A 22173-nucleotide genomic window follows, 5' to 3' on the forward strand; every position below is an offset into this window, starting at 1 on the left:
TCAAAATGTGTGTCTGGCTCGGCGTGTCGCGGGGGTTAGATTTGGCCTTTTTGAATGCCGATTGAGTGGGTGTAGTCGGTGTCGATAGCGTTGTCGTAGAGGGCTGGGCGTCCTGTTTCGTGGTCGGCTTGGTTCTCGGTTGGGTCAGGGTGGATACTTTGGCGAGTTGGCCCTGGCCCCAGTCGGACTGCCTGGCGATTCGTACTGGATCGTCAGGCAGTTCCGTTTTTAAGTAGAGCCACCAATCCAGCATGCGGCGTTGTCGTTCGCCTGATCTGCCGCGGTGGGTTCTGGCGAGCAGTTTGAGCTGGGCGTTGATGCCGCCTTCTAAGCTGTTGGTGGTGGATTTGATCCGCTCGGGCGCAAGGACTCCTGCTGGCGGGTTGAGGTAGACAAACAGCATCTCGGACCGCCAAAGATGGTTGAGGCTGTTGTAGGCCTTGCGCACGTTGTGGTGGGTCCACACGCGGGTCCATGCACCTGTTTTGGGGTCTTTGATCATGGTTTTCTCGTTCATCCATTCCCGGTAGATCGTTGAAAACTCGTGCAGTTGCACACCCCACGCGGCGGCTTCATCCAGTGTGGTGATCCGGGTCAGTTTCAGCGCAAGTCGGTAGATGGTGCGCCCGGCATCGGTGCGTGGGTTGGTGGTGGTGTAGCGGCGGACCACGCGTTGGGCGTGGACGAGGCAGCGTTGAATTTTCGTAGTCGGCCAGCACTTTTTGATTGCGCTGTATGCGCCTTGGCCGCCGTCGATGACGGCGATGAGTGGGGCTTCGATGCGTTCAAGCAGCAGTTGGTAGTCGCGGGTGGTTTCGTGTTTGCACCAGTGCCAGGCGATCACGTGGTCGATGGTCGCCGCGACGATCAGGCAGCCACCGGCGGTGTAGGTGCCATCGAGAAATACCTGGTCGTAGATCCGCTTGTGGTGGCCGGCGGTGGGGTCAGGCACATCAACGAGCCAGCACCACTTGAAGCGCCGCTTCATGGTGGCGCGGCTAACACCGTTTCGTTTGGCTAGGTCGTCGAGTGATATTGCGGTGGTGCAATGCTCGATGAACTGGGTGAACACTGCCGCGTTGGTGATGTCGTTTCGACGTTTGACGCTGGAGGCGCCGCATTGTTTGCAGCGCCATCTGGTGGTGCCTTTGCTGGTGGTGCCGTTGCGTTTCATTTCACCGCCGCAGTGGCAGCGTGGTTGGTTCTTCGACATTGCGACACCACACCACGCCGCGCATAGCACATCACGGCTGCCACACCGAGGATTTCCCGTCGGGGGCTAGATATATGCTTCCGGAGCATATACTTTCCGGAAACCTACAGGTCAATCCGTGAAAATCCGCGATTCCGGACACACTTTTTGACCCTTAACCCTTCTTTGAGACTGGTGGCTAAGTTTAGAAGTTCATCTGGATTATCTGCGGGGCGTTGCTGAGGCAGATTTCTCTGTGCTGCGCGAAAGCAAACATAGAATTAAAGGGTGGATTCGCCGCAGTCAAGAACTTAGCCAGAGACCTAGCGGCCAACAATCCTTTCAATAACACGACTCTCGAGGGATTCGATAAGACTGCCCCAGGCGTCAGGCCCCCTGTCAACCTTTTCATCACTTTCTGCGAGGGTGTCATCTATCAGAGTGTTTGCTACTTTTACCCAAGTATCGCAATCTGCACCGTTCGGCACGGAGACTTGTTTTACCGTCCGGGCAGTGTCCCAGTCCGGACTCCTTTCAGGCACATATTTATTTGGAAATTCCGGACCGTACACCCTACATTCCAAGAAGTTATGGTCTGCTTCACGTAGAGCTTTCAGCTCAAGCCGAGGGGAAAATAGATCAAATCCAGGGTCCCCGTTCATCTCCGATCTCTCTATCAAATTAATTACGCGAGAATTATCATTTTTACTGCTATCAATATGCATACCGTCAACAGTATCTAGTTCACGATCCTCCTACCATTGATCGCCCCTTTGAGGTAAACCCCTCGAATCGTAAAGGACAATCATGAAAAACTACGCCAACCTTTTTGAGTACACTGCACAGCCAGCAGACAGTCAACGCATCCTTGAATTTGAAAGCAAGCTTGGCAAAAAGCTACCTGATGATTACAAGATGCTGCTTTCAGAAACTGGAGGCGGCATCCTCAACCTAGAAAAATGCTTCCTTACAGATATTTCCCTGCCTGATGGGGACACCTTGGAGGTCGTTGTTGAAGATATCTTCGGCAACGGCACAGCAAGCAATGGCGCTCATGTTGATTTGATTGACTACGCAACCTTCCTCATGGATGAGTGGGAGATTCCCGAAGAAGTCCTTCTCTTGGCTGCTAGCGAAGACGGAATGCATCAATGCTTTGTCATTAACTACGGCTTGCCAGATTTCCCAGAAGGCGCCGTATTGTACGTGGATACCGATCCCGATGGGATCATCATGCCCGTTGCAGAATCAGTCGACGCATTCTTGTCTAAGCTAGGCCCCTACCCAGACCAAGAAGAAACGGTTGAAGATGCAGAGCCGGATAACATCGGGATCAATGGTGTTCGATATGGATCCCTTTCTGAACCTCTCCGAAAGGCGATATCTGCCACTCCAACACCAGGAATCGAAAAGCTTTTAAAACAGGCCACAGAGCTCATCACCAAAGATTTAAATCCAATAATCACCGAGAATAGCCCTGAAAGTCGAACCTTTTACGACGTTGTGTATTGGATTGTTCAGCATATTGAGCCCCAACACGATCCTGAAACATTTGCCAACGGAGGCCGAGAAGGACAAATACTAACCTTCCCAGAACTCATGAAGAACTCATTTATAGTTCCTGGTCAGAAATACGAACTCGGCTACACGCTCGCATCCTTAATCATGTGGTGGGATCGCAGAGTCAAAGAAGGAGTTCTCAAAGAAACCGACAACGGTTTCATCCTCGACGAGAATTACGCCGGTAGCGTCTTCGATCGGCTTCGCCAAGGAGAGATCCAAAACTAGCTTTTCCAGAATTGTTGTCCCCGCGCCCAGCATTTGAAAGCAATCGCCCAAAGTAGAGGACACCATTACTAAACAATGGGGTACACCCAGTGCGACAGATGTGTCGCAAAAATGGCGAGACCGAGCCTATTGGCAACAGCAAACTACTGCGCCGTAACTGTCCCGCTGGGGTGCCCCTGTATGGCACTGACTCGACGAGGCCGCGAACGAGCAGCCTCTTGAGAAGGCGAAAGGCAGCGGCAGCGAACCTGGATCGGTTCAGATCTGCGAGATGGATGCGCTCATCGGTTCGCCGCGTTGCTCGAGGTTCCGGCTGCGTCCGCAACGGAGTGGGCGAGGTGCTCTGCCAGCGCGGCGCGCAGTTCGGGCGGAAGGGGGGCGGCTCCGACGGATTCGCTAAGCCAGAGTCCGTCGGCGGCAAGGTACGCGACCATCTTCTGCAGCGCCCGAGGGTCAGTCGGGTCAATCTCGGCAGGGTCGGGTATCCATCGGGAGATGACCCTTCTCCACGGCTTGTTGAGCTCGCTGTCGGTGCTCGCCTCGAGCATGAACAGCAGCTCGGGGCCAGTGGCGCTGCGAGCGCTCACGCGGGCGTAGGCGGCGACGCGCTCGTCCTGCGTTGCCTCGTCTGGGTCCTTGCCCAGGACGTTGATCATCTCGTGGTCCCAGCGCTCGGCAAGATGCTCGTGCAGCGCGAGCACCAGGGCGTCCTTCGAGGGGAAGTGGTAGAGCAGCCCACCTTTGGTGAGTCCGGAGGCGGCGGCCACCGATTCGTACGTGACGGCCGTGACGCCGTCGGTTTCGACAACGTGGAGGGCGGCTTGGAGGATGGAGTCTCGTTTGCTGGTCCGCATGAGCGGTCCTTTCGTGGTCAGTGCTCGGAGTGCAGCTGCGACTGCGTGCCAGGCAGGTACCGACGCAGCAGCACTCCCGTGATGACAGTGGCCGCTGCCAGGACGCCGGCAACGACTAGCATCACGACGAGGTACGCGGAGTCGAAGGCCGTGGAGGCCGCCTGAATGATGGCGGCGTCTCCCTGCGCCGCCTCCAGTGCCTCAGCGATACCGTCACCAGCCGCCGCCGGTGCGCCGTTGGGGAGGACAACACTGGCGGTATAGATGGCCGTGAGCAGGCTTCCGAGCACGGACACGGCGATGAGGCTGCCGAACTCGTAGGAGACCTCTTCGAGGGAAGCGGCCATGCCTGCACGGCGCACCGGCACGTTCCCGATGATGGCGGTGGAGGCGACCGACATGGCAGCTCCGAGACCGGCACCCGTCACCAGAAGGCCGAGAACCAGCACGCCGAAGGATGATTGGAACCCGACTACCGTCACCACGACGCCGCCGGTGGCGACGGCGAGACCACCGGTGATCAGCGCGAGCAGCCCGACACGGTGCAAGAAGGCACCACCCAGGAGCGCTGTCGGCAACGAGCCCACGGCAATCACGGCAACCAAAAGCCCAGCCTCCAGCGGACTGAAGCCGACGACCTGCTGGAACCGTTGCGTGGTGACAAGCTGGATGCCACCGATGGCGAACATCGCGAACGCCGCGGCGAGCACGCCAGCACTGAACGCCGGGTTGAGGAAGATGGAGAACTCCAGCAGCGGATTCTCCAGGCGCCGCTGACGGCGCACGAAGAGCCAGAACCCGATGGCAGCAACGAGCAGCGCAACAACAATGGTCGCGACAGACGGGGGCGCGTGGCCGATCTCCTTGATGGCCACCACCGTTCCGACGAGCCCGATCATCACCAGTATCGAAGACACGGCATCCCAGCGCTTCGAAGGATCCGGGTCATTGGCCGGGCGGATCAACCAGGTAGCAACCAGCGCCAGCGCCACTACGGGCACGTTCACCAGGAACACCGAGCCCCACCAGAAGTTCTCGAGCAAAGTTCCGCCGAGGATGGGGCCCAGCGCGGCACCCACCACGGAGAGGCTGCCCCAGATCGCGATCGCGAGGTTCCGCTCGCGCTCGACCGTGAAGTACGTGCGGATCAGTGCCAGGGTTGCCGGCATCATCGCTGCCGCACCGACAGCGAGCACAGCGCGTGCACCGATCAGCACCTCGGGCGACGGCGCCAACGCTGCGAGCAGGGACGCCAACCCGAAGATCACCAGGCCGACGACGAACATCTGCGTGTGGCCGATGCGATCACCGAGGGTCCCGCTACCGAGCAGCAGGCCCGCCATCACCAGGGGGTAGGCGTTGATGATCCACAGGCTCTGGGTGCTTGATGCCTGAAGGTCCTCGGTCAGTGTCGGCAATGCCGTGTACAGGATCGAGTTGTCGAGGGTGATCAGTAGGAGCCCCGCTCCGACAGTCACCAGCAGCGACCAGCGTCGCCGTTTCGTCATCGTGGACATGCGCGTCTCCTTAATCGTTTAATCGTGAACAACGTAAGTGTACCGGATGGATGGTGTAGTTATGTCTACTGCGAGAGAGATCCGCGTCACTCCCTGTTCACGGCGCCTAAGGCCAGTAACTACGAGCGTGGCGCTCATTTGGGTACACCCTATTGTTACGCCGGTGTGCGACAGAATGTTTCCTGTAAAATAGGGCCGTTACTAGCATTGTTTTACACGTGTCTAGGAGGGTCTAGGCCTTATGTTTACAGAAAGTGGTGAGTGTGGTGTTATCGTCGGATGGTTTCCATATTGAAAGTCATATTGACTCTGTGCCCGCGTTGGCGCGGGTGAAAGATCTGCATGGTGGGCTGTCGTCGGGGCAGCAGGCGTTGGGCAGGATTGTGCAAGCCTTGCTTGCTGACGCTGACGGTCTCGACGGCGTTCAGCTTTACGCCCTCTCGGATGCAATCGAGTCGTATCGTGATGCGGTCATAGAACAAGAGACTGTTTCCTTTAAACCTTCGCGGGGCGAAGACTAATGGGCAGTGACTCTGGTTCGCATGGGCAGCGGGTGGGCTATATCCGTGTCTCGTCGGTGGAGCAGAATAATCAGCGTCAGAAAGAACTGCTCAATATGTCTGGCAGGATTGACCGTTTCTTTGAGGATAAGGTTTCCGGCCGTACCAAGGCTGCGCGCCCTGGGCTTGTCGAGTGTATGGCGTATGTGCGCGACGGTGACGAGCTTGTCGTGTCGTCGATTGACCGTCTCGCCCGTTCGCTTACGGATCTTCGCGGTATTGTTGATGAGCTTACCGGCAAGGGTGTGACTGTTACTTTTCTGCATGAGAATCTCGCGTTTGCGAAAGACACCACGGATCCGCGTGCGGATTTAATGCTGGGTATTTTGGGTTCGTTTGCGGAGTTTGAGCGGGCCATTATCCGCGAGCGTCAGGCGGAGGGGATTGCGTTGGCGAAAAAGGCAGGCAAGTACAAAGGTCGCAAACCGGCTCTTAGCCCGCAGCAGGTAGCGGAGATTAAGCGGCGTGTGCTGGCGGGGGAGTCAAAGGCAGCACTAGCGCGGGAATTCGGGGTTACCCGTCCTACGGTGTATCGGGCGTTGAAAAACGCTTAAAGCGGCGCAGCTGTGAGGGTAAATCAGCGCGCCCGTCAGTCCTGCCATATGGCGGGTTGTCAGATGCGAGTTTTTGGTACCGGTGTTCTGGGGACTCGGTACTGTCGTGTTCCGGGTAGTTGGTACCGGGCCGAGGGGTACGTCGGCCCGGGCCGTTAGTCTTAGTCGTCTGGGGTGGTCGGGGCGGTGGCTTTACGCATGTCGAAGTCTCCGATATGGATTCGGTGGCCGTTGTTGAGGCGGCTTACGAGTGAATCGGCTCCGACTCTGTCTGGCAGTGTTTCAACCCAGTAGGCGGCAGCTGATTGGGAAGAGATCAGTGTTGGGAGCCTTCCGTCGCGGTCGAATATGATCTTGGCTAGGTCTTCTTGCCCGCGCTGGTTGATGCTGATGGTCATAAAGTCGTCGATGATAAGGACATCGACGTTGATCAGTTTCCGCATCTTATCGAGGTAGTTTTGGTCAGTCGGTGAGAAGACCGCCAGCATGTCTACAAGTTGATCCAGCCGGTAGTACGCCACGGAATATCCGGCTTTGCATGCGGCGATGCCGATGGCGCAGGCAATGTATGTCTTGCCTGTTCCGGTCGGTGCGAGGATGTGTATGTTGGTCGGGTTTTCCCGCCAGTTGGTTGCTGCGATTCGTTTCAGCTGGCGCATGTTGATACCACGTTGTTCTGCCCGGGTGATTTCAGCCAGGCTTGCATCCGGGTATCGGAATTGTGCCTGGGTGATGGCCTTGGCGATATTGCGCTGTTGGCGTTGTGTGTAGGCTTCTTCGACTGCGGCGAGGAAGATGTCTTCTGGTAGCGCATCCGCATAGGCCTCGTCGTTGACAACCTCGTAGAAGATGTCAGCGAAGGTTGATACACGAAGCTTGCGCATTTTTGCCCGCACAATCTCGTCGTCGATGCTGCTCATGATTTTTCACACTCCTTCTAGTTTTCGTAGTGGTCAGCAGGCCGGATAAAGACGGCATCGGCCACGTCGCCGGTAAGCGGGGTACTTGGGCGTGGTTGGCGCTTGGCCACAGGCTGTGTTTTTGGCCCTGGTTCCCCGGGATGTTGTTGGGCGTGGGCAATGTCAGTCTGGAGGCGTTTGATCACTGCCATCGTTGGGGCCAGCTTCTTGTCCACGACCTGCTGGCAGGCAGGTTCCAGGGTGGCTTTGTTGTGCTTTTTGCCCAGGTTGGCCAACACGTTGCGTGCCTGGATGAGTCCGCGGGGTACGGCGGCACTATTGCGGTCGAGGATCATCGCTATGACTGCGTGCGTTGCTGCCCCAAACGACGAGGCCCAGGCCAAAAGCTCATCACGGGTAAGCGCCTTGTGGCCTTCATCATCGCCACGCGGCCCATGCTGAGGGTTGGTGGAATACCGGTATTTGAATCCGTGAAGGCGCGTGTGTTCAGCAACAAGCTGCTCCCCGTTGAAGACGCTCACCAGTTGCGGGGTGAGCCTGACTGTTACCGACTCTCCTACCAGCTGAAATGGCACTGAGTAGTACTGGTAGTCACAGGTGATGTGCCAGTTGCGATCGACTTTAAGCCGCTTATAAGACACTTCCGTAAACGGCGTCGGCGGAAGATCCCGCATCATTGGTGCCTCTTCTTTATCAAAGCGCATCTGCCGTGTTGAGCCATCAGGCCGCGTCATTGCGCCGTTGATAACAGCAAGACGGCAAGCGATCGCCTCATTAAGCTCATCAAGGTTATAGAAGACCTCGTTGCTAAAGTAACCCAGGATTTTGGTGTAGGCGATTTTCACGGCACGCTCTACCGCTGCCTTGTCACGAGGCCTGCCGGGCCTAGTCGGCACAATCGTGACCCCGTAATAGTCAGCAAACGCTGCGTAGCGGTCAGTGACCATCCGGTATGTAGAGGTCTTCTTCGGCCGATAAGTCGCCGTAGAAGCATTATCTGGCACGATGATTGCTGGTACTTTGCCAAGATAATTCAACGCCTTAACATGGCACTCAATCCACGCCGACATCTTCTCATTCGCAGCAGCAGTAACGTACATCAGCCCTGAGTACGGGCTGACCGAGACAAACAATGACGCCTTGAACACGGTATCACCACTGGCCTGATCTACTACAGGCACTTTGTCACCGGCCCAGTCGACATAAAGCTCTTGCCCTGGCTCATGGGTGATAACTTCGACGAGATCGTTGGCACGCAGAAACTCATTGAGCCCACTGCAGAACTGGGAGTACTGGTACTTTGTCTTATCCGTCGGACAAGGCTTCGACACGTAGTCCATCCACAGCTTATGCCTGGTCACATGCTTCGTACCTTTCAGCTTGCGTGCAAGAGCATGAAAATCAGGCTGGTCGTAGGGCAACGACCGCTTACTCCGGCCATCACTGAATCGATCATCGAACCATCCCGGTGGGAGCTGACGGAAACGCTCTGGAGTTAGTGCCTCATCGTTGATGACTTTCTTTGCTCGGGATACTTCTCGTCGTGAACATCCCAATGCATGTGTGATCTGCGCGTAGCTAGCACCATCAAGGCACATCGCGATGATCTGTTTGAAGTTAGCCACAAGGACCGGCTCCTTCCAAGTAGAAGTTGACGCAACACCAGCGGATTGTGGTGTCGCCAACATCAACTATGAAAGAAAACCCCTTGCAGTACCGGGTACGCGGAACACCGGTACCAACTACGCAGACTCGCGGTACCAACTACCCCAAATCGACAGGGAGCAGAAACTGTCCATTGGGCAGTTCTACGGCATTGAGCTGAATTGGTGGCCTGCCAAGATTGCTGAGACTGCCATGTTCCTAGTTGACCATCAGGCCAACAAGGAGCTTGCCAACGCTGTGGGTAGGCCTCCGGAGCGGTTGCCGATTAAGATTACCGCGCACATTGTGCACGGCAATGCCCTGCAGCTTGATTGGGCAGACATACTCTCGGCTTCTGCCGCCAAGACGTATATCTTCGGTAACCCGCCGTTTTTGGGGCATGCGACGAGAACTGCTGAACAAGCTCAAGAACTCCGAGACTTGTGGGGCACTAAGGACATTTCACGCTTGGACTACGTCACCGGCTGGCATGCAAAGTGCTTGGATTTCTTTAAGTCCCGAGAGGGTCGTTTTGCGTTTGTCACCACCAATTCAATTACTCAAGGTGATCAAGTTCCACGGCTATTTGGGCCTATCTTCAAAGCAGGGTGGCGTATTCGTTTCGCTCACCGCACGTTTGCGTGGGACTCTGAAGCACCCGGTAAAGCTGCTGTTCACTGCGTCATTGTTGGCTTCGATAAGGAGAGTCAACCACGTCCACGTCTGTGGGATTATCCCGATGTAAAGGGCGAGCCAGTCTCAGTGGAAGTAGGCCAGTCCATTAATGCCTATTTAGTAGACGGCCCTAATGTTCTTGTCGATAAATCCCGGCATCCTATTTCGTCGGAAATATCGCCCGCAACTTTTGGAAATATGGCGCGAGATGGCGGCAACCTTCTAGTTGAGGTCGACGAATACGACGAGGTTATGAGTGACCCCGTAGCGGCAAAGTATGTTCGCCCTTTCCGGGGTAGTCGAGAGCTAATGAACGGCTTAGATCGGTGGTGTCTATGGCTTGTAGATGTAGCACCGTCAGACATTGCCCAGAGTCCGGTTCTGAAAAAGCGTCTAGAAGCGGTTAAGTCTTTTCGAGCCGACAGTAAAGCGGCAAGTACACGGAAAATGGCTGAAACTCCGCACTTATTCGGCCAGCGGTCGCAACCGGATACTGATTACCTTTGCCTGCCGAAGGTAGTAAGCGAACGCCGCTCGTATTTCACCGTACAAAGGTATCCATCAAACGTAATCGCTTCTGACCTAGTATTCCATGCTCAAGATCCAGACGGCCTGATGTTTGCGCTAGCGTCGTCGTCGATGTTCATTACGTGGCAGAAAAGCATCGGAGGACGACTCAAGTCTGATCTCCGTTTTGCTAACACTTTGACGTGGAATACTTTCCCAGTGCCAGAACTCGACGAGAAGACGCGGCAGCGAATTATTAAAGCGGGCAAGAAGGTGCTCGACGCCCGCGCGCTGCACCCAGAACGCTCGCTGGCCGAGCACTACAACCCACTCGCGATGGCACCGGAACTCATCAAAGCGCATGATGCGCTCGACCGCGAGGTGGATAAAGCGTTTGGCGCGCCACGAAAGCTGACAACTGTTCGGCAGCGCCAGGAGCTATTGTTTGCCAATTACGAAAAACTCATCTCACACCAGCCCTAGAAGGCTTGATATGTCTTGCCATATGGCGGGACATATGTTTAGGCATATGTTATAGCGTATGTTCCGCCATAGGGCCTAACCCTGACGTGTCCACTGTCCGGGGGTTAGGCCCGCGTTCACAACGTCGCGGGAAGTACGCGCCCGAACCATCGATAGGCTCGAGACGAATGCTAGTAGAGCACGGCAGTCATCGGGGAGTTGTTAATTATGGCTGTCTTGGCTTCTAACTCAGCATGTGAAGGGGAAACCTCGATAGGGGAGCTCTTACATCTAATTTTCGTATCATGAAAAATACGATAACTAAATCCAACCGTAACCGTCCCACCATCCTTCACTAACGCTTTGTCTCTTCCCCAGTGACAATTGCTTACGATCCCATCGCACTCAACGCGCGGGAACGTAAAAATCTTGTGGAACCACCAGCTCACCCAAGTTGGTTTGAAAACCGTGCGGATTTCGCGGCAGTCTACAAAGTTCTCTACGTTTTTATCGTCTTCCAACTCTAGGTACCCTTTCTCAACAGGAATGGTCGAAGCACTCACATCAGCTACACTGACCAAAGCAGCATAGCTAACCCCCGATGTGTCCACTGTCCGGGGTCAGGCCCGTGGTTGTTGTGGGGTGTTTTGGTGGCAACCAAATCTTTGATTTGGGCGGCAGCCCAACGAGCCGTAAGGCGAGGCGGGAGCATAAACCGTAACCCGTATTGAACGGTTTTGTTGGTTGATCAGCTGGGGATATAGATCTACAGGGATATAGTTATAAGCCACCTGGGAAAATAGGTAAACTCGCAGGTTAAACCCTGTGTATAAGTGCCTTTATGTGTCAACTTATGCGCAGGCATGTGTCAACTTATGCGCAGGCATGTGTCAACTTATGCGCAGGCATGTGTCAACTTATGCGCAGGCTCTTTTTCTGTGTGTCAACTTATGCGCAGGTTGAGCTGGGAGAACCTGCCATGTGTCAACTTATGCGCAGGCATGTGTCAACTTATGCGCAGTAGTCTCATGTGGGTTTCCGTATGGGTAAATCAGCGCAGCCGTATTTTGCGTGAGGGTAAATCTGTGCACGCTGTTTTGGGCAAAAAGAAAGCGCCCCGTAGGGCGCTAGTCTTCCGTGTTCGGTTTAGTCGAGTTCGGGGCGCGGTGGCTTCTGGTGAACTGATGGAGCAGTCCTCGTGACCGTTACGCCGTCTGTGTTGGCTTCAATTCCCGAGTTCGGCCATACCTTTGAAACTTCTTCGATTGCTTCCTTTGTGCGTCGTCTGAAGTCTCGCATCTGAGTCGTAGAGGTTATCTCTGAGGTGGCGAAGTTGGCGGCGATCATGTCCCAAGTGAAGGTGTAGGCTTCGCGGTTGTTTTTAGCCAGCCAGTATTGCTTTACGGTAAGCCAGATGTAAATGTCCATCGAACGTGGTTTGTTGAGCTCGCGCAGTACATTGAGGTCGATGGGGATGGGGGCTTCGGCAATGTGCTTGAAGAACTGGGGGGTTAGGACGAGTTCTGATTCCATGAAGCTTCCCTGGTTGGGGTCGCGGGGGTCGAACCAGAGGTTCCAGTCTTCGAGGATTTGGGTGTTGCGTCCGCGTGCGTGAACGCCGTCGTCGCTTTGGACAGTGATGAAAGAACCTGCGATGCGTAGGAGCTGCTCGCGGATATTTTTCAGGTTTCCGGTTGCTCCTCCGGTGCCGCGTCCGGTGATGCCGATTGCTTGGAGGAAGTGGCTCATGGAGTGTCCTAGTGGAATGCGGCAGGCTTCTTCGTGGGTGATTTTTCCTTCTTTGAGGCGTCCGGCATTAGCTACGGCGCGGGTGATGATATAGGCCATGATGAGCCTGGGGTACTTGCCGTAGGGGACTCCTCGTTGGGAGAGGATGGTGATTGTTCCCTGTGGGGTTTCGACGGTGCGGTTGTTTCCCTCGGTTTTGCGGTAGGGGAAGAGTGCTTGGACGAATAGTTTAGAGGTGTAGCCGACGTCCTGGGCTTGGAGGAGTTCTTGTGCGGCGTCGTGTTCTTGCCTGCGGGCTAGTTCTTTGACTGCTTCGAGCTTGGCGCGGCGCTCGTCTCGGGGCTGCATGGTGTCGTAGTCTCCTTTCGGACTATCGGCACCGACCGTGTTGTGCTTTGCTCACTGTCCGTGTGGAAGTGGTAAAGTCTGAATCGACACGGTCGGTGTCGTTTTTCGTTTGGACCCCCGCTAGAGCGCCAACTCTATGATGCGGGGGTTTCCTCGTTTTGAGGAATGTGCGCGCCCTGGACTTGAACCGAGGGTGTGTGCCGCTCGCGCTGCGCACCCCATGAGTGTGGGGTGCGGCTTTTTATTTTCTCCGCCTATTAAATCACACCGGTGTGATTTAATAGCTGGAATTTCGCAGGAAGGTCTGCGCGTGTTGCGTGTTCTGCGTTCATTGTACATGCTGCGTTGAGGGGTGTGCTACAGCTCATTTCCGTTATCGTCCTCTTGTTCTTCGTCTAGGGGCTGGGATGAGTTTTCTTCTTGGCCGTCACTGTGGGGACTATTGCTTGTTTCATCTCCAAGGCCGAGTCCGTCGAGGAAGTCCATGCTTGTCTGTGCTTCGGGGTGAAGTTCAGGGTCGGCAGGAGGATCCATAAGTGCAGTGTCTCCTGCTGTGTGGGAGATGGGTTTGCTGTCTGGGTGGCAGATCATTCCTGTATCGCGCATGAACCCGGTGGGGTTGAGCTCTAGGGAGTAGCCGGGGCTGCGCCCTTTGCTGGCGAGTCGGCTGGCATATTCTTGGCGTCGGCGAACTTCTGCGTCGGAGGCGTCGAAGTCAGCCAGGCGTTGAGTGACCGTGTTGAGTTCTTTGCGAGCCGAGTCCAGCTGGTCTTGCTGGGGGAAGGACTCTGGGTCCCCGAGTTGGTCAATATCGTCGATTGTTTGCTGATGGTTGGTGATGTCTGCGCGGGTTTGGTCAACGCGGTCGGGGGCTGAGCGCACCGTATTTTCTAGCTGGGTGAGCAGTCCGCTTTGTTTGTTCTTGATTTCTTCAGGAGTAATGCCCGAGTGCGCGTAGGTGGGGTCAATGACCCATTTTTCAATGGCGTCACGGCCTACTTGCCCGAAGTCGGATTTAACCTGAACGCTGCCATTAATCGCGTCGAAACGTGCCGCAAACGAGATTCCAGCGATAGTACCTACTGGCTGGTAGTCGGTGCTGCGCGAGTCTTTGACCTCTTTGAGACGGTTAATAAGGGCGCTAGTGGCTTCTTCGCGGGAGTCTTGATGGGAGTTGTTGATATTCCAGGTGCGCTCCTTTGAGTCGGTGTCTGCCCATTGTTCTGCTTGGTCTACTAGTCCTTCGGTTCGGTCTAGGCGTCGTTGGGCGCGGGCGAGGCCTTCTTGTGCTTGCCTGCGGGTGAGAACGTTGGATTCGGCGAGTGCTGTGTGTTCATCGGCGGCAGCTTCGAGCTTTTCTACCTGTTTGGTGAGCTCTGCTTTGCGCACGAAGTCAGGGTTTCCGGTAGCGATAGCCTTGTTTTGGGCCATGGCTTCTAGGTCGTTGTCTTCGAGCGGGGCAATTGAGCGCATGGAGCGGTCAGCATTCCAGAATTGGTTGGTAAACCGGCCTTTGCGCTCGATAGTGGCCCAAGAATGCCCGTCGTAGGTGCCGCGTCCAACGTAGGTATAGCGGGCGACTTCGTCGTTCTGGTTGCCTTGGCGGAAGAAACGTCCGTCCTGCTGCTCTAGGTCGGCAGGACGCCAGGGAACGTCTACGTGGTGGATAGCAACGCCGCGAGATTGGATATTTGCGCCGGTTCCTAGCTTGGCCGTATTGGCAATAAGCACATCGACTTTGCCGTTATTGCAGTCGTCAAAAAGCTGGGTGCGCTTATTATCCCAGTCGTGGATAAAGCGAATGCGGTCTTTATCCATGCCGGCTTCGACAAGCTGGTCGCGGATTGCCTCATACATGGAGAATGACCCGTCAGGCTTGGGCACTCCCTTATCGCAGAAAATAAGCTGTAGACCACCACGATTAGGCGAAATATTGCCCTGCTGGTCGGTGTACTCGTTGTCTTTATTGTCCTGCCACTCGCGCACGACGTTTTGGACAACAGCATGAACTCGACCGACACCTTGGGCGGGCGGAAGGTTAGCCAATTCTGGCGAGAGCGTGGCGTTTTTGCCGTCGCTCATAATCTTTAGGGCATTGTCGATTTTGGGGTTGTCTGGCTGATTATCTTCGCGCCAGGAAAGATCTTGAATTAAGTCCTTGGTTTCTTGGTCTACGTCGAATTCCACGACGGTAGTCTCACCGCCTTTAATGCTGGGTAGCTTGCGCGGAATATCGTCGCGGGTGATGGTGTCGGCCATGGGCGCGCACATTTGGGCCAGCTCTGCAAGGTTTTCATAGCTGGCAATGCGGGTTTGTGGCTTGATTTTATTGCCAGCGGTAAAGCCAATTTCGCTGCGCTTCGAGGTGAAGTTTTGCGCCCAGGAGTTCACACCATGCATGCCTGCTTCGTGGAGAAGATCGGGCCGAAGATAGTTGAGCATGGTGTAGATTTCGGCGATGGAATTGGCAATAGGCGTACCAGTGGCAAAGGTGGCAATAGGATGGTCGCTGCCTTTTTCTCCGCGTAGGTAGCGCAGTTTCACGTCGAGGTCAGTAGCGCGGTCAGAGCCTTCTTCGGCAAGGTCAGCCAGCTTGGATACGCGCCGGAGGTTTTTATAATTGTGGGCCTCGTCGACAATGATGTAGTCGCCGCGCGTTTGATCCCAAGGGATTGTGTCGCCGCGAGAAATCTTGTCGATTTTTTGGTTCATGCTCTGCTCGAACTTGTCGCGCTTTTGCTCGATTCGGCGCGTGTTATCGCGGCGGGTCTGCTCGTCTACCTCGTTGTCTTGGATTTCCTGCAGGTCGCGCTCGAACTCGTCTAAGACGCTGTCGCGGTAGTCGCGCAGGTAGTCAGCGGACATGCTCATCTCACCGAACGAGCTCATAGAGACAATGACTAGCTCCCAGTCATTGGCTGCGGCTTGGGCAAGAAGACGCTGACGGTCATCTTTGCGGCTGCTGCCACTGCGGGTTTCTACCAGCATATTCGCACCGGGGAACCACTGCTTTGCCTCAATTCCTACCTGCTCTACGAGGTGGTTAGGAACCACCATCCAAGGCTGTTTAGCAACGCCGAGGCGCTTTAGCTCCATGGCACCCATGAGCATGCTGCCGGTTTTACCGGCACCGACAACGTGGTTTAGCAGCACACCTGGTTCGTTGAGCATGCGCTCGACTGCGTTGAGCTGATATGGGTAGGGCTTGTAGCGGTCGCTAATGCCTGCAATCTCGCGGCGAGAACCGTCATAGCTGGGGGCAACAACACCATTGAGCGTGCGGTTATAGACGTCAACTAGGCGCTCATAGCGCGCTGGGTCTTGGGTGACCCAGCGGGAAAAGTGCTTTTCTAGTCCTTCCACCTTGGAACCGGCAAAGGCAGAAGCCTTGCGGTGGACGACTAGCGCATTTTCTCCGTAGCCTTTATCCAGCTTGGCGTATTTGGACATGTTGAGCTGCGGCGGGCGCATGTTCATGGTGTCTTCAATGAGCTTTGCTGCCGAGTAGACAGTGGCGTCGGCACCAGAGTGGGCGATACCAGCATGGCTGAAATCCTTAAACTCTTCATCATTGAAGTTGTATTGGCCATTTGCGTTAGCCGCGCGCACGCCCCATTTCAGATCGACTTCTTCTCGCGTGTGCCAATCCTTTGGCGTGCTGACAAACCATTCATCGGCGCGGTTGTTTACTGTGACTCGATTGTGCAGGCTGGCGGGAATATCCAAGGTGTCAATGATGAAATCGCGGTAGACATCATCAGGTATCCACGTCGCACCTAGACTCATCTTGATTCCGCTGGTGACCTTGTCCGGCAACGCTTCTTCCAAGCCTGCGACATTGGGAAGAAAGCGCGGATCGTTGTGCGCGACCTGGCGGGCAGTTTCCAGCTTGGGATAGATAGACCCAGAAAGGTACTTGGTTGCTGGAACCCACTCGTCAGGGCGGTGCGGGTGACGAAAAGCAACCTTATTTTCGGTCAGCTCGCGGGCAAGGGCGTCTTCGTCGGTATTTCCCAAAAGCTCTGCAAAGGTGGCAGTAGTCATGGGCAAGTTATGGTTTTGAGCGATAACTACCGCGTCCTGGGCCGAATCGGCACTGGTAGGAGTATCGATAGAGCGCAGTGGGTTAGTAGTAAACAGCGGGCCCTTGGTGGCCTGCTGGGTATCGTCATTGAAGTCTTCGAGTGCTAGAACAGCCGTGACATACGGGTCGCGGCGCAGTGCGCCAGAAAGGTGCAGTTGCTTGCGCTGCTCGCGGGTGCTGGGCTGCTTGGCTTCGTCCCATAGCCGTGCGGTGACTTCCTCGGGTAGTTCCCCCTCGAAAGGGCGATCATCGACGGCGTTGTGCTTGCGCCACAGGTCAACCTTTTTCTCGAAGTCAGCCGAGATACGCTCTGGCGTCTTTTCCTTGGCAGCTTGGACAGTAAAGCGATTAAGCGGGCCGTAAGTGCTGGCGTAAGCGTCGTATTGAGTGTTAAGAACCTCGCGTAGTGCGGGAAGCTCGTCTTCTTGCCCCTCGCGGCAGGCTTCTAGGACTGCTTCGGTGGTATTGCGCAGGTCAACAATGGCTTTCCATTCCTGCTGGTATTTCTTAGCGCATTTGACGTCTTCCCATGCGGACTCGCCGCTGCCACCGATGGGATTAAGCTGCTGGAATTGCACGCTGCCGTCGTCATTGTCGATATAGCGCAATGCGCCCAAAGTATCTTGAAGCTGTTCTCGGCGGGCCTCAATAAGGCCAGAGACGTCTAGTTGTTCGGCGTGGTTAATCGTTTCTGGACTAGCGGTAAGCCCCTGGCCGTTGGCGACAGCAGTAGAAATATCGCGGCGTAAAATATCGCCCAGCTGGTCTGCCACGTTGTCCGTATTGTCGCTGCGTACCTCTAGGGTTGGCCCGAACTGGGAAGAAACTTCCCTCCACGTACCGAGTACGTGGTCTGGATTATCTGCGAAGAACTTATTTATCGCACGGGTGGTATCGCCCACCGTAATGGACTGTTTCCGGCAGAATTCCTCGGTACGCGCACTAGGTTCCTGATTTTCGTCGCGGACACGGAAGACGAGAACATCAGTGCCTACTTCGGTGCCAGCAAAATCGGCAAAAGCACCGTTTGAGCCGCCAGGCAGGCGCACGCCAGTGATGAAATCGGCGCGGTCAGTAAGTGCTTGCTGCACGCTGGTAGCCCCGCGCCCAGCCGAATCGGCAGAGTGCTGGGAGGTTAGAACAGCAACATAGCCACCTGGGGCGGTCAAGTCGATGGACTTGGAAATGAAGTAGTTGTGCGTGGATAGGCCCGCACGGTTGTGGTGCGGGTCGTAAGGTGCGGTCTGGGAGAAAGGAACATTGCCGATGGTGGCGACGAAGGAGTTATCGGCAATTGAGGTATCCGCGAAGTCTTCGCGACGAATCTGCGACTCGGGGTAGCGAGCATTAGCGATAAGCGCGCTCATAGGGTCGCGCTCAATGCCTACAACGTCTGCACCCTCGGGGGCCGCGTCAATAAATCCACCTGCTCCAACTCCGGGTTCGAGCACCTTTCCCTCGGTATATCCTGCGGTGCGAAGGCTATCCCAGATGGTGGAAGTAAGGCTTGGGGGAGTGTAATAGGCGGTAAGAATTGTGCGCCTAGCTGCCGTGTATTCGTCGTCGCTTAGTAGCTCGCGAAGACGCTGGCGGGCAGGTGCGTAGCGCTCGTTGTGTTCATCGAAGACCTGGGAGAAAGCACCCCAAGAGCGGTATTGTTCCAGCGCCTGGCGCTGGCTATCATCAAGACTGTCACCGTCTCGGTAGGCAATAGCCGCCTCAATCGCGGCGATATTTGTCCAAACCGGATCTAGTTGAGCGTCATTGCGTGATTGACCTTCGCCTCGAAGGCGGGAAGAAGTGTCGAGTCCTGCTCGGTCGGGTACTCCTTGTTCTGATGGTCGCTGACTTGCAGTAGTGCCGTTGCCACCAGCAGCCACTTCGAGCTCTTCTCCGGCCACAGGCTCGCTGCTAGTTCGTTGAGTGCGTCGTTGTCGGGAAGGAGATTCCACTGAGTCATCCACAGATTCGGGGAGGTGAGAACCTGCAGGCTCGGTGGATTCATCTCGTCGTGGAGAAGATTGTCCTCGATTACTTCCTGGGTGAGCGGGTCGAGCCACTCGCTGCGGACTTCCTCGCTCGCCTGCTGGTCGGCCAGATTCAGAAGCTGTCCCCGCGTTAGTGCGTCGACTGTCTGCTTGCCCGTCTTCTGCTTCCAACGGTCGGTGAGTATCTGCAGATTCCTCGCGGAGGTCTGCTCCCACTGACTCATCATTGCTTCGTAGGTCTCGGTCAACTCCGGCTCGCTTAGTTCGCGTCCTGCGTCCTGATAGGCCTGCTGGATTGTCGCTTTGTAGATCATTGGTGCTTTCTCCTAAGAAGTCGAAAAGGGAGATCTGATTGGGGTCTTCTTTCTTCTTCCTCGCCATGGCCCCGAATTCTATGGGGCTAAAAACCTAGTGCGCTAGACCTTTTTTAACCAGACAGCGTTCTCCAAGGTATCTGGCAAGACTCTCAGAAATGGCCTGAACGATCAGCGCATTCATCGTTGTATGCTGACAGATAGCCATATGATGCAGCTCTTCTTTGAGGTGTGCATCAATACGAAAGGTGACTTTGGTATCCATAAATGCCCTCCTAGCAGGGCTAAGTGTTACCTATATAAAATGGTTCAAGAAAACCTCGACAAAGCCAGCTTTATGGCCCGAGGTAGAAACGAGAATAGACAAAAAGCGCAAAAGGCGCAATACGCGCAGAACGCGCAGAGTGTGCCAATCGCGTGATTGACGCCAGCTGGAGTGGATGTAATATGACCGACATGACTACAGGAGACGCTGAGCAGACCAACGAAGAAGTGTGGCTGACCTCGGGAGAAGCTGCAGAACTGCTTCCCAACGTCTCTCGACGTTCGGTGCAGGCGTGGGCCGCGTCCGGAAAAATTGACGGAGTTGTCCGCTTGCCGAGTGGTCGATACCGGATTCCAAAATCTTCCTTAGAAGAATTGCTCAACGGGATACCCCCGCAGGAGTAGCGAAAGCTGTAGCTTTCTTGCCCGTTAGGGCTGGTCAGACACCCCAGAATGTTCCATTCTGGGGTGTTTTTCTGTAAAAAGCAGCAAAATGCGGACATATCATCAACTAATAAGAATGTTAACACCCGCCCCGAGATGGGGGTATTGGCCCGTTTTATTGCTGTGAATTAAATTCGGGAATTTCGGTAAATAAAGGAGAAAGTCCCAGTGCATAAAGGGAAAGTAAACGCATGTGAAAACCTTGGGGAAAGTTAAAAGGCAAAAATAATAAACAATTGCTGTTGGAATGGCACAGGGCTTGCGCCACAATGGAGTGCGACGCAGAACGCGCAGAACGCGCAGAACGCGCAAAATGAGAAATGACGCACACATTGTAGAGAGGGACCAATGGTCAATATCCGCACCGCTATTTCCACAAGCGCCGCCACGCTCGTCGCCTTGAGTGCTGTTACTGGCGTAAGCGCTGCCTCGGCGCAGGCCGAGGAATCTACTGGTGCCCAGCCCGGCACGGATACCACCGCCTCCGATGATTCCGACGCACAAGCTGCAAGCGAAGCACAGCCTGGTACGGACACCGATAACAACTCCGCGGGCAACAACGGCGGGGAAGAAGAATCCGCCGCTGCCAATAACGCCCAGCCGGGAACCGAGATCGACGCGCAGCTTCCTAACCAGTCCAATATTCCGGCTCAGCCAGCTAACAATGCGCAGCCAGGTACCGAGACTGCTCCGACTGCCTCCAACGAATCTCAGCCGGGCACCGAAGCTGAAACTCCGGCACCAAAGCCGGTGGAATCTGACAATGGCAACAACAACTCCGCAACCCCACAGTGGAGCGATGAAGTTATCTCCGAACAGCCGGCAGCAGAACCTGCCATTAACAATGAGCCGGTAGACATTGCTACCGAGCCGACTTACCAGCCTGCCGTCCACACCACTGAGCCAGCAGTAGAAGAACAGCCAATCGCCGACCAGCCTGCTGTGGTGCCACAAAACGGTGAGGCAGAAGACGCTAGTGAAGTAGAGGACATTCAGCCGGTAGAAGAAAATCATCAGCCTGCCCCACAGGCCGTTGAATCGGCTCCTGTACAGCCAGAACAGCCGGAACAGCCAACACCAGCCTCGGCTCCTGTACCTAGCCAGCCGGAGCCTGCCCCAGCTGCGCCGGTAGAAACCAACGAAGTAGAAGGCGCGTCAGCGACCGTGAGTGCGCCAGGAATCACGGTTACCGCGCAGGGCACCGCCCAGCCCTTCGATGGCGATGTGACGATTTCTACCGCAGCCGGAGAAAACACCGTTGCGCTTCCAGCGAATGAGGTGGCCTTCATTCAGCAAGCAGGCCAAAACGCAGCGTCTACGCTGCCGGAGTACGCCCAGGAAAACCTCAATAACCTGCACAACGCGGTTATCGACCACGTGGAAAACCTGCCTACTTCCCAAAGCGGTGAACTGGGCGCAGTGTCGGCAGATATGACCATCGACCACAAGACCGTCTAATTTGTCTGCGGCAACAGCCGAGAAATGAGGAATACCCATGGACGACTGGCTTGACGCACTAAACAACCAGGACAAGGACAAAAACTCTTCCAAGCCGGAGCTACGCGCCCTCGACGGGGCTAACGAGAGCACAAAAGCGGAAGAAGACGTAGCCGATAAGCAGCCGGAACAGCCTGTAGAGGAGAAACCGCAGCCAAAAAAGAAGCCGAAGGCTGTTAAAAAGCCCAAGCTATCTCGTCCGGCACGCAACGAGAATGAAGAGAGCGCACCCTCTGAGCCGAAAAAGCGCGGATCTGCAGCGCCGATAGCACTCGGTGTAGCCGTACTCGCATTGGTAGCCATTGGCGCTGCAACCTACCTGAACCAGGGGAGCGATTCGCCCGAGACGACCGAAGCACAGGGCGAAACCGAACAATCCTCGCCGGTTGCTGACCAAGTGGAGCAAAAGGGCCCGCAACCCATCTCTGATACTTCGAAAGAAGTCGCAGAGGTCGGAGATCGTTGCGGGGGAAACAATGACGTTGATGTCTCCCAGGAGGACTCACCGCGTGCAGCTATCGCCAAGTTTGAAAAGGCTTATTTTGATGCCGACGCCAATGGCGTCAAGGCGTCTTTGACCAAAGACAGCGAAATGCAAAAGCAGGACTGGATGAAGATTCTGCCCAAGGCTGCTCCCGAAGGTACGACCTGGTGCTTGACTATGCAGCCGTCCGAGGGAGATACGACCTCCGTAGAGCTAGAGGTCAAGCAACCCAAGGAAGACAAGCCAACTCTTTACAAGCAAAAAGTAACCGCCAAGGACAACCACGGAACGTGGGCTGTTCACTCCATTGGACGAGAGGACTAAGACG

The 22173-nt window shown here is 55.4% G+C and carries 16 protein-coding genes and 1 pseudogene; 7 read left to right on the plus strand and 10 right to left on the minus strand.

Annotated features, from left to right (window positions below; all coding sequences use genetic code 11):
- Window positions 1-35: 35 nt before the first annotated feature.
- Window positions 36-1213: pseudogene (locus tag I6I12_RS00005) on the minus strand (IS256-like element IS1249 family transposase).
- A 302-nt stretch (window positions 1214-1515) separates the two neighbouring features.
- Window positions 1516-1917: a hypothetical protein gene (locus I6I12_RS00010; RefSeq protein WP_049152276.1), complete on the minus strand. Its 402-nt coding sequence runs from the start codon at window positions 1915-1917 to the stop codon at window positions 1516-1518.
- A gap of 82 nt (window positions 1918-1999) precedes the next feature.
- Here I6I12_RS00010 and I6I12_RS00015 point away from each other — a divergent pair, with 82 nt between their 5' ends.
- Entirely contained in the window at window positions 2000-2980 is a 981-nt protein-coding gene (locus I6I12_RS00015; RefSeq protein ID WP_049152275.1) for an SMI1/KNR4 family protein, read from the plus strand.
- Window positions 2981-3261: 281 nt separating this feature from the next.
- On the opposite strand, the gene I6I12_RS00020 is transcribed toward I6I12_RS00015, so the two are convergent.
- Complete coding sequence (locus I6I12_RS00020; protein WP_021353195.1) at window positions 3262-3834, minus strand: TetR/AcrR family transcriptional regulator; 573 nt, start codon at window positions 3832-3834, stop codon at window positions 3262-3264.
- A 17-nt stretch (window positions 3835-3851) separates the two neighbouring features.
- Entirely contained in the window at window positions 3852-5351 is a 1500-nt protein-coding gene (locus I6I12_RS00025) for an MFS transporter (protein WP_049361325.1), read from the minus strand.
- Between the two features lie 263 nt (window positions 5352-5614).
- Between I6I12_RS00025 and I6I12_RS00030 the strand changes: the two genes are divergently transcribed.
- Window positions 5615-5872 carry a hypothetical protein gene (locus tag I6I12_RS00030; protein WP_168713080.1) on the plus strand — a complete coding sequence of 86 codons (258 nt, stop codon included), beginning with the start codon at window positions 5615-5617 and terminating at the stop codon, window positions 5870-5872.
- Window positions 5872-6465 carry a recombinase family protein gene (locus I6I12_RS00035; RefSeq protein WP_200287377.1) on the plus strand — a complete coding sequence of 198 codons (594 nt, stop codon included), beginning with the start codon at window positions 5872-5874 and terminating at the stop codon, window positions 6463-6465. The genes I6I12_RS00030 and I6I12_RS00035 overlap by 1 nt, the downstream gene beginning before the upstream one ends.
- Before the next feature lie 161 nt (window positions 6466-6626).
- Here I6I12_RS00035 and I6I12_RS00040 read toward each other — a convergent pair whose 3' ends face one another.
- Together I6I12_RS00040 and istA are read right to left on the minus strand one after the other, a co-directional pair.
- A complete protein-coding gene (locus I6I12_RS00040; RefSeq protein WP_150851610.1) occupies window positions 6627-7385 on the minus strand; it encodes an ATP-binding protein in 759 nt (252 codons plus the stop codon).
- Between the two features lie 17 nt (window positions 7386-7402).
- Window positions 7403-8983 carry an IS21 family transposase gene (gene istA, locus I6I12_RS00045; RefSeq protein WP_234288092.1) on the minus strand — a complete coding sequence of 527 codons (1581 nt, stop codon included), beginning with the start codon at window positions 8981-8983 and terminating at the stop codon, window positions 7403-7405.
- A 4-nt stretch (window positions 8984-8987) separates the two neighbouring features.
- On the opposite strand from istA, the gene I6I12_RS00050 reads away from it, so the two are divergent.
- Complete coding sequence (locus I6I12_RS00050) at window positions 8988-10694, plus strand: DNA methyltransferase (protein ID WP_234288089.1); 1707 nt, start codon at window positions 8988-8990, stop codon at window positions 10692-10694.
- A gap of 1125 nt (window positions 10695-11819) precedes the next feature.
- On the opposite strand, the gene I6I12_RS00055 is transcribed toward I6I12_RS00050, so the two are convergent.
- From I6I12_RS00055 to I6I12_RS00065, 4 genes are all read right to left on the minus strand, one after another.
- Window positions 11820-12770 carry a replication protein RepA gene (locus I6I12_RS00055; protein ID WP_011116978.1) on the minus strand — a complete coding sequence of 317 codons (951 nt, stop codon included), beginning with the start codon at window positions 12768-12770 and terminating at the stop codon, window positions 11820-11822.
- Between the two features lie 357 nt (window positions 12771-13127).
- A complete protein-coding gene (locus tag I6I12_RS12095) occupies window positions 13128-18221 on the minus strand; it encodes a DEAD/DEAH box helicase family protein (protein ID WP_338081051.1) in 5094 nt (1697 codons plus the stop codon).
- A gap of 383 nt (window positions 18222-18604) precedes the next feature.
- Window positions 18605-19156 (minus strand): hypothetical protein, encoded by a 552-nt coding sequence (locus I6I12_RS11925; RefSeq protein ID WP_234288090.1) that lies wholly within the window; start codon window positions 19154-19156, stop codon window positions 18605-18607.
- A 94-nt stretch (window positions 19157-19250) separates the two neighbouring features.
- Window positions 19251-19421, minus strand: coding sequence for a hypothetical protein (locus I6I12_RS00065; protein ID WP_156794356.1), 171 nt, complete (start codon window positions 19419-19421; stop codon window positions 19251-19253).
- A 191-nt stretch (window positions 19422-19612) separates the two neighbouring features.
- Here I6I12_RS00065 and I6I12_RS00070 point away from each other — a divergent pair, with 191 nt between their 5' ends.
- The 3 genes from I6I12_RS00070 to I6I12_RS00080 all read left to right on the plus strand — a co-directional run bounded on the left by I6I12_RS00070 (window position 19613) and on the right by I6I12_RS00080 (window position 22169).
- A complete protein-coding gene (locus tag I6I12_RS00070) occupies window positions 19613-19825 on the plus strand; it encodes a helix-turn-helix domain-containing protein (protein WP_168162316.1) in 213 nt (70 codons plus the stop codon).
- A 387-nt stretch (window positions 19826-20212) separates the two neighbouring features.
- A complete protein-coding gene (locus tag I6I12_RS00075) occupies window positions 20213-21322 on the plus strand; it encodes a hypothetical protein (protein WP_200287380.1) in 1110 nt (369 codons plus the stop codon).
- Window positions 21323-21359: 37 nt separating this feature from the next.
- Window positions 21360-22169, plus strand: a complete 810-nt coding sequence (locus I6I12_RS00080; RefSeq protein ID WP_200287381.1) for a DUF8176 domain-containing protein — start codon at window positions 21360-21362, stop codon at window positions 22167-22169.
- Window positions 22170-22173 lie beyond the last annotated feature (4 nt).

The organism is Corynebacterium kefirresidentii, assembly GCF_016599755.1.
GTDB classification, from domain to species: domain Bacteria; phylum Actinomycetota; class Actinomycetes; order Mycobacteriales; family Mycobacteriaceae; genus Corynebacterium; species Corynebacterium kefirresidentii.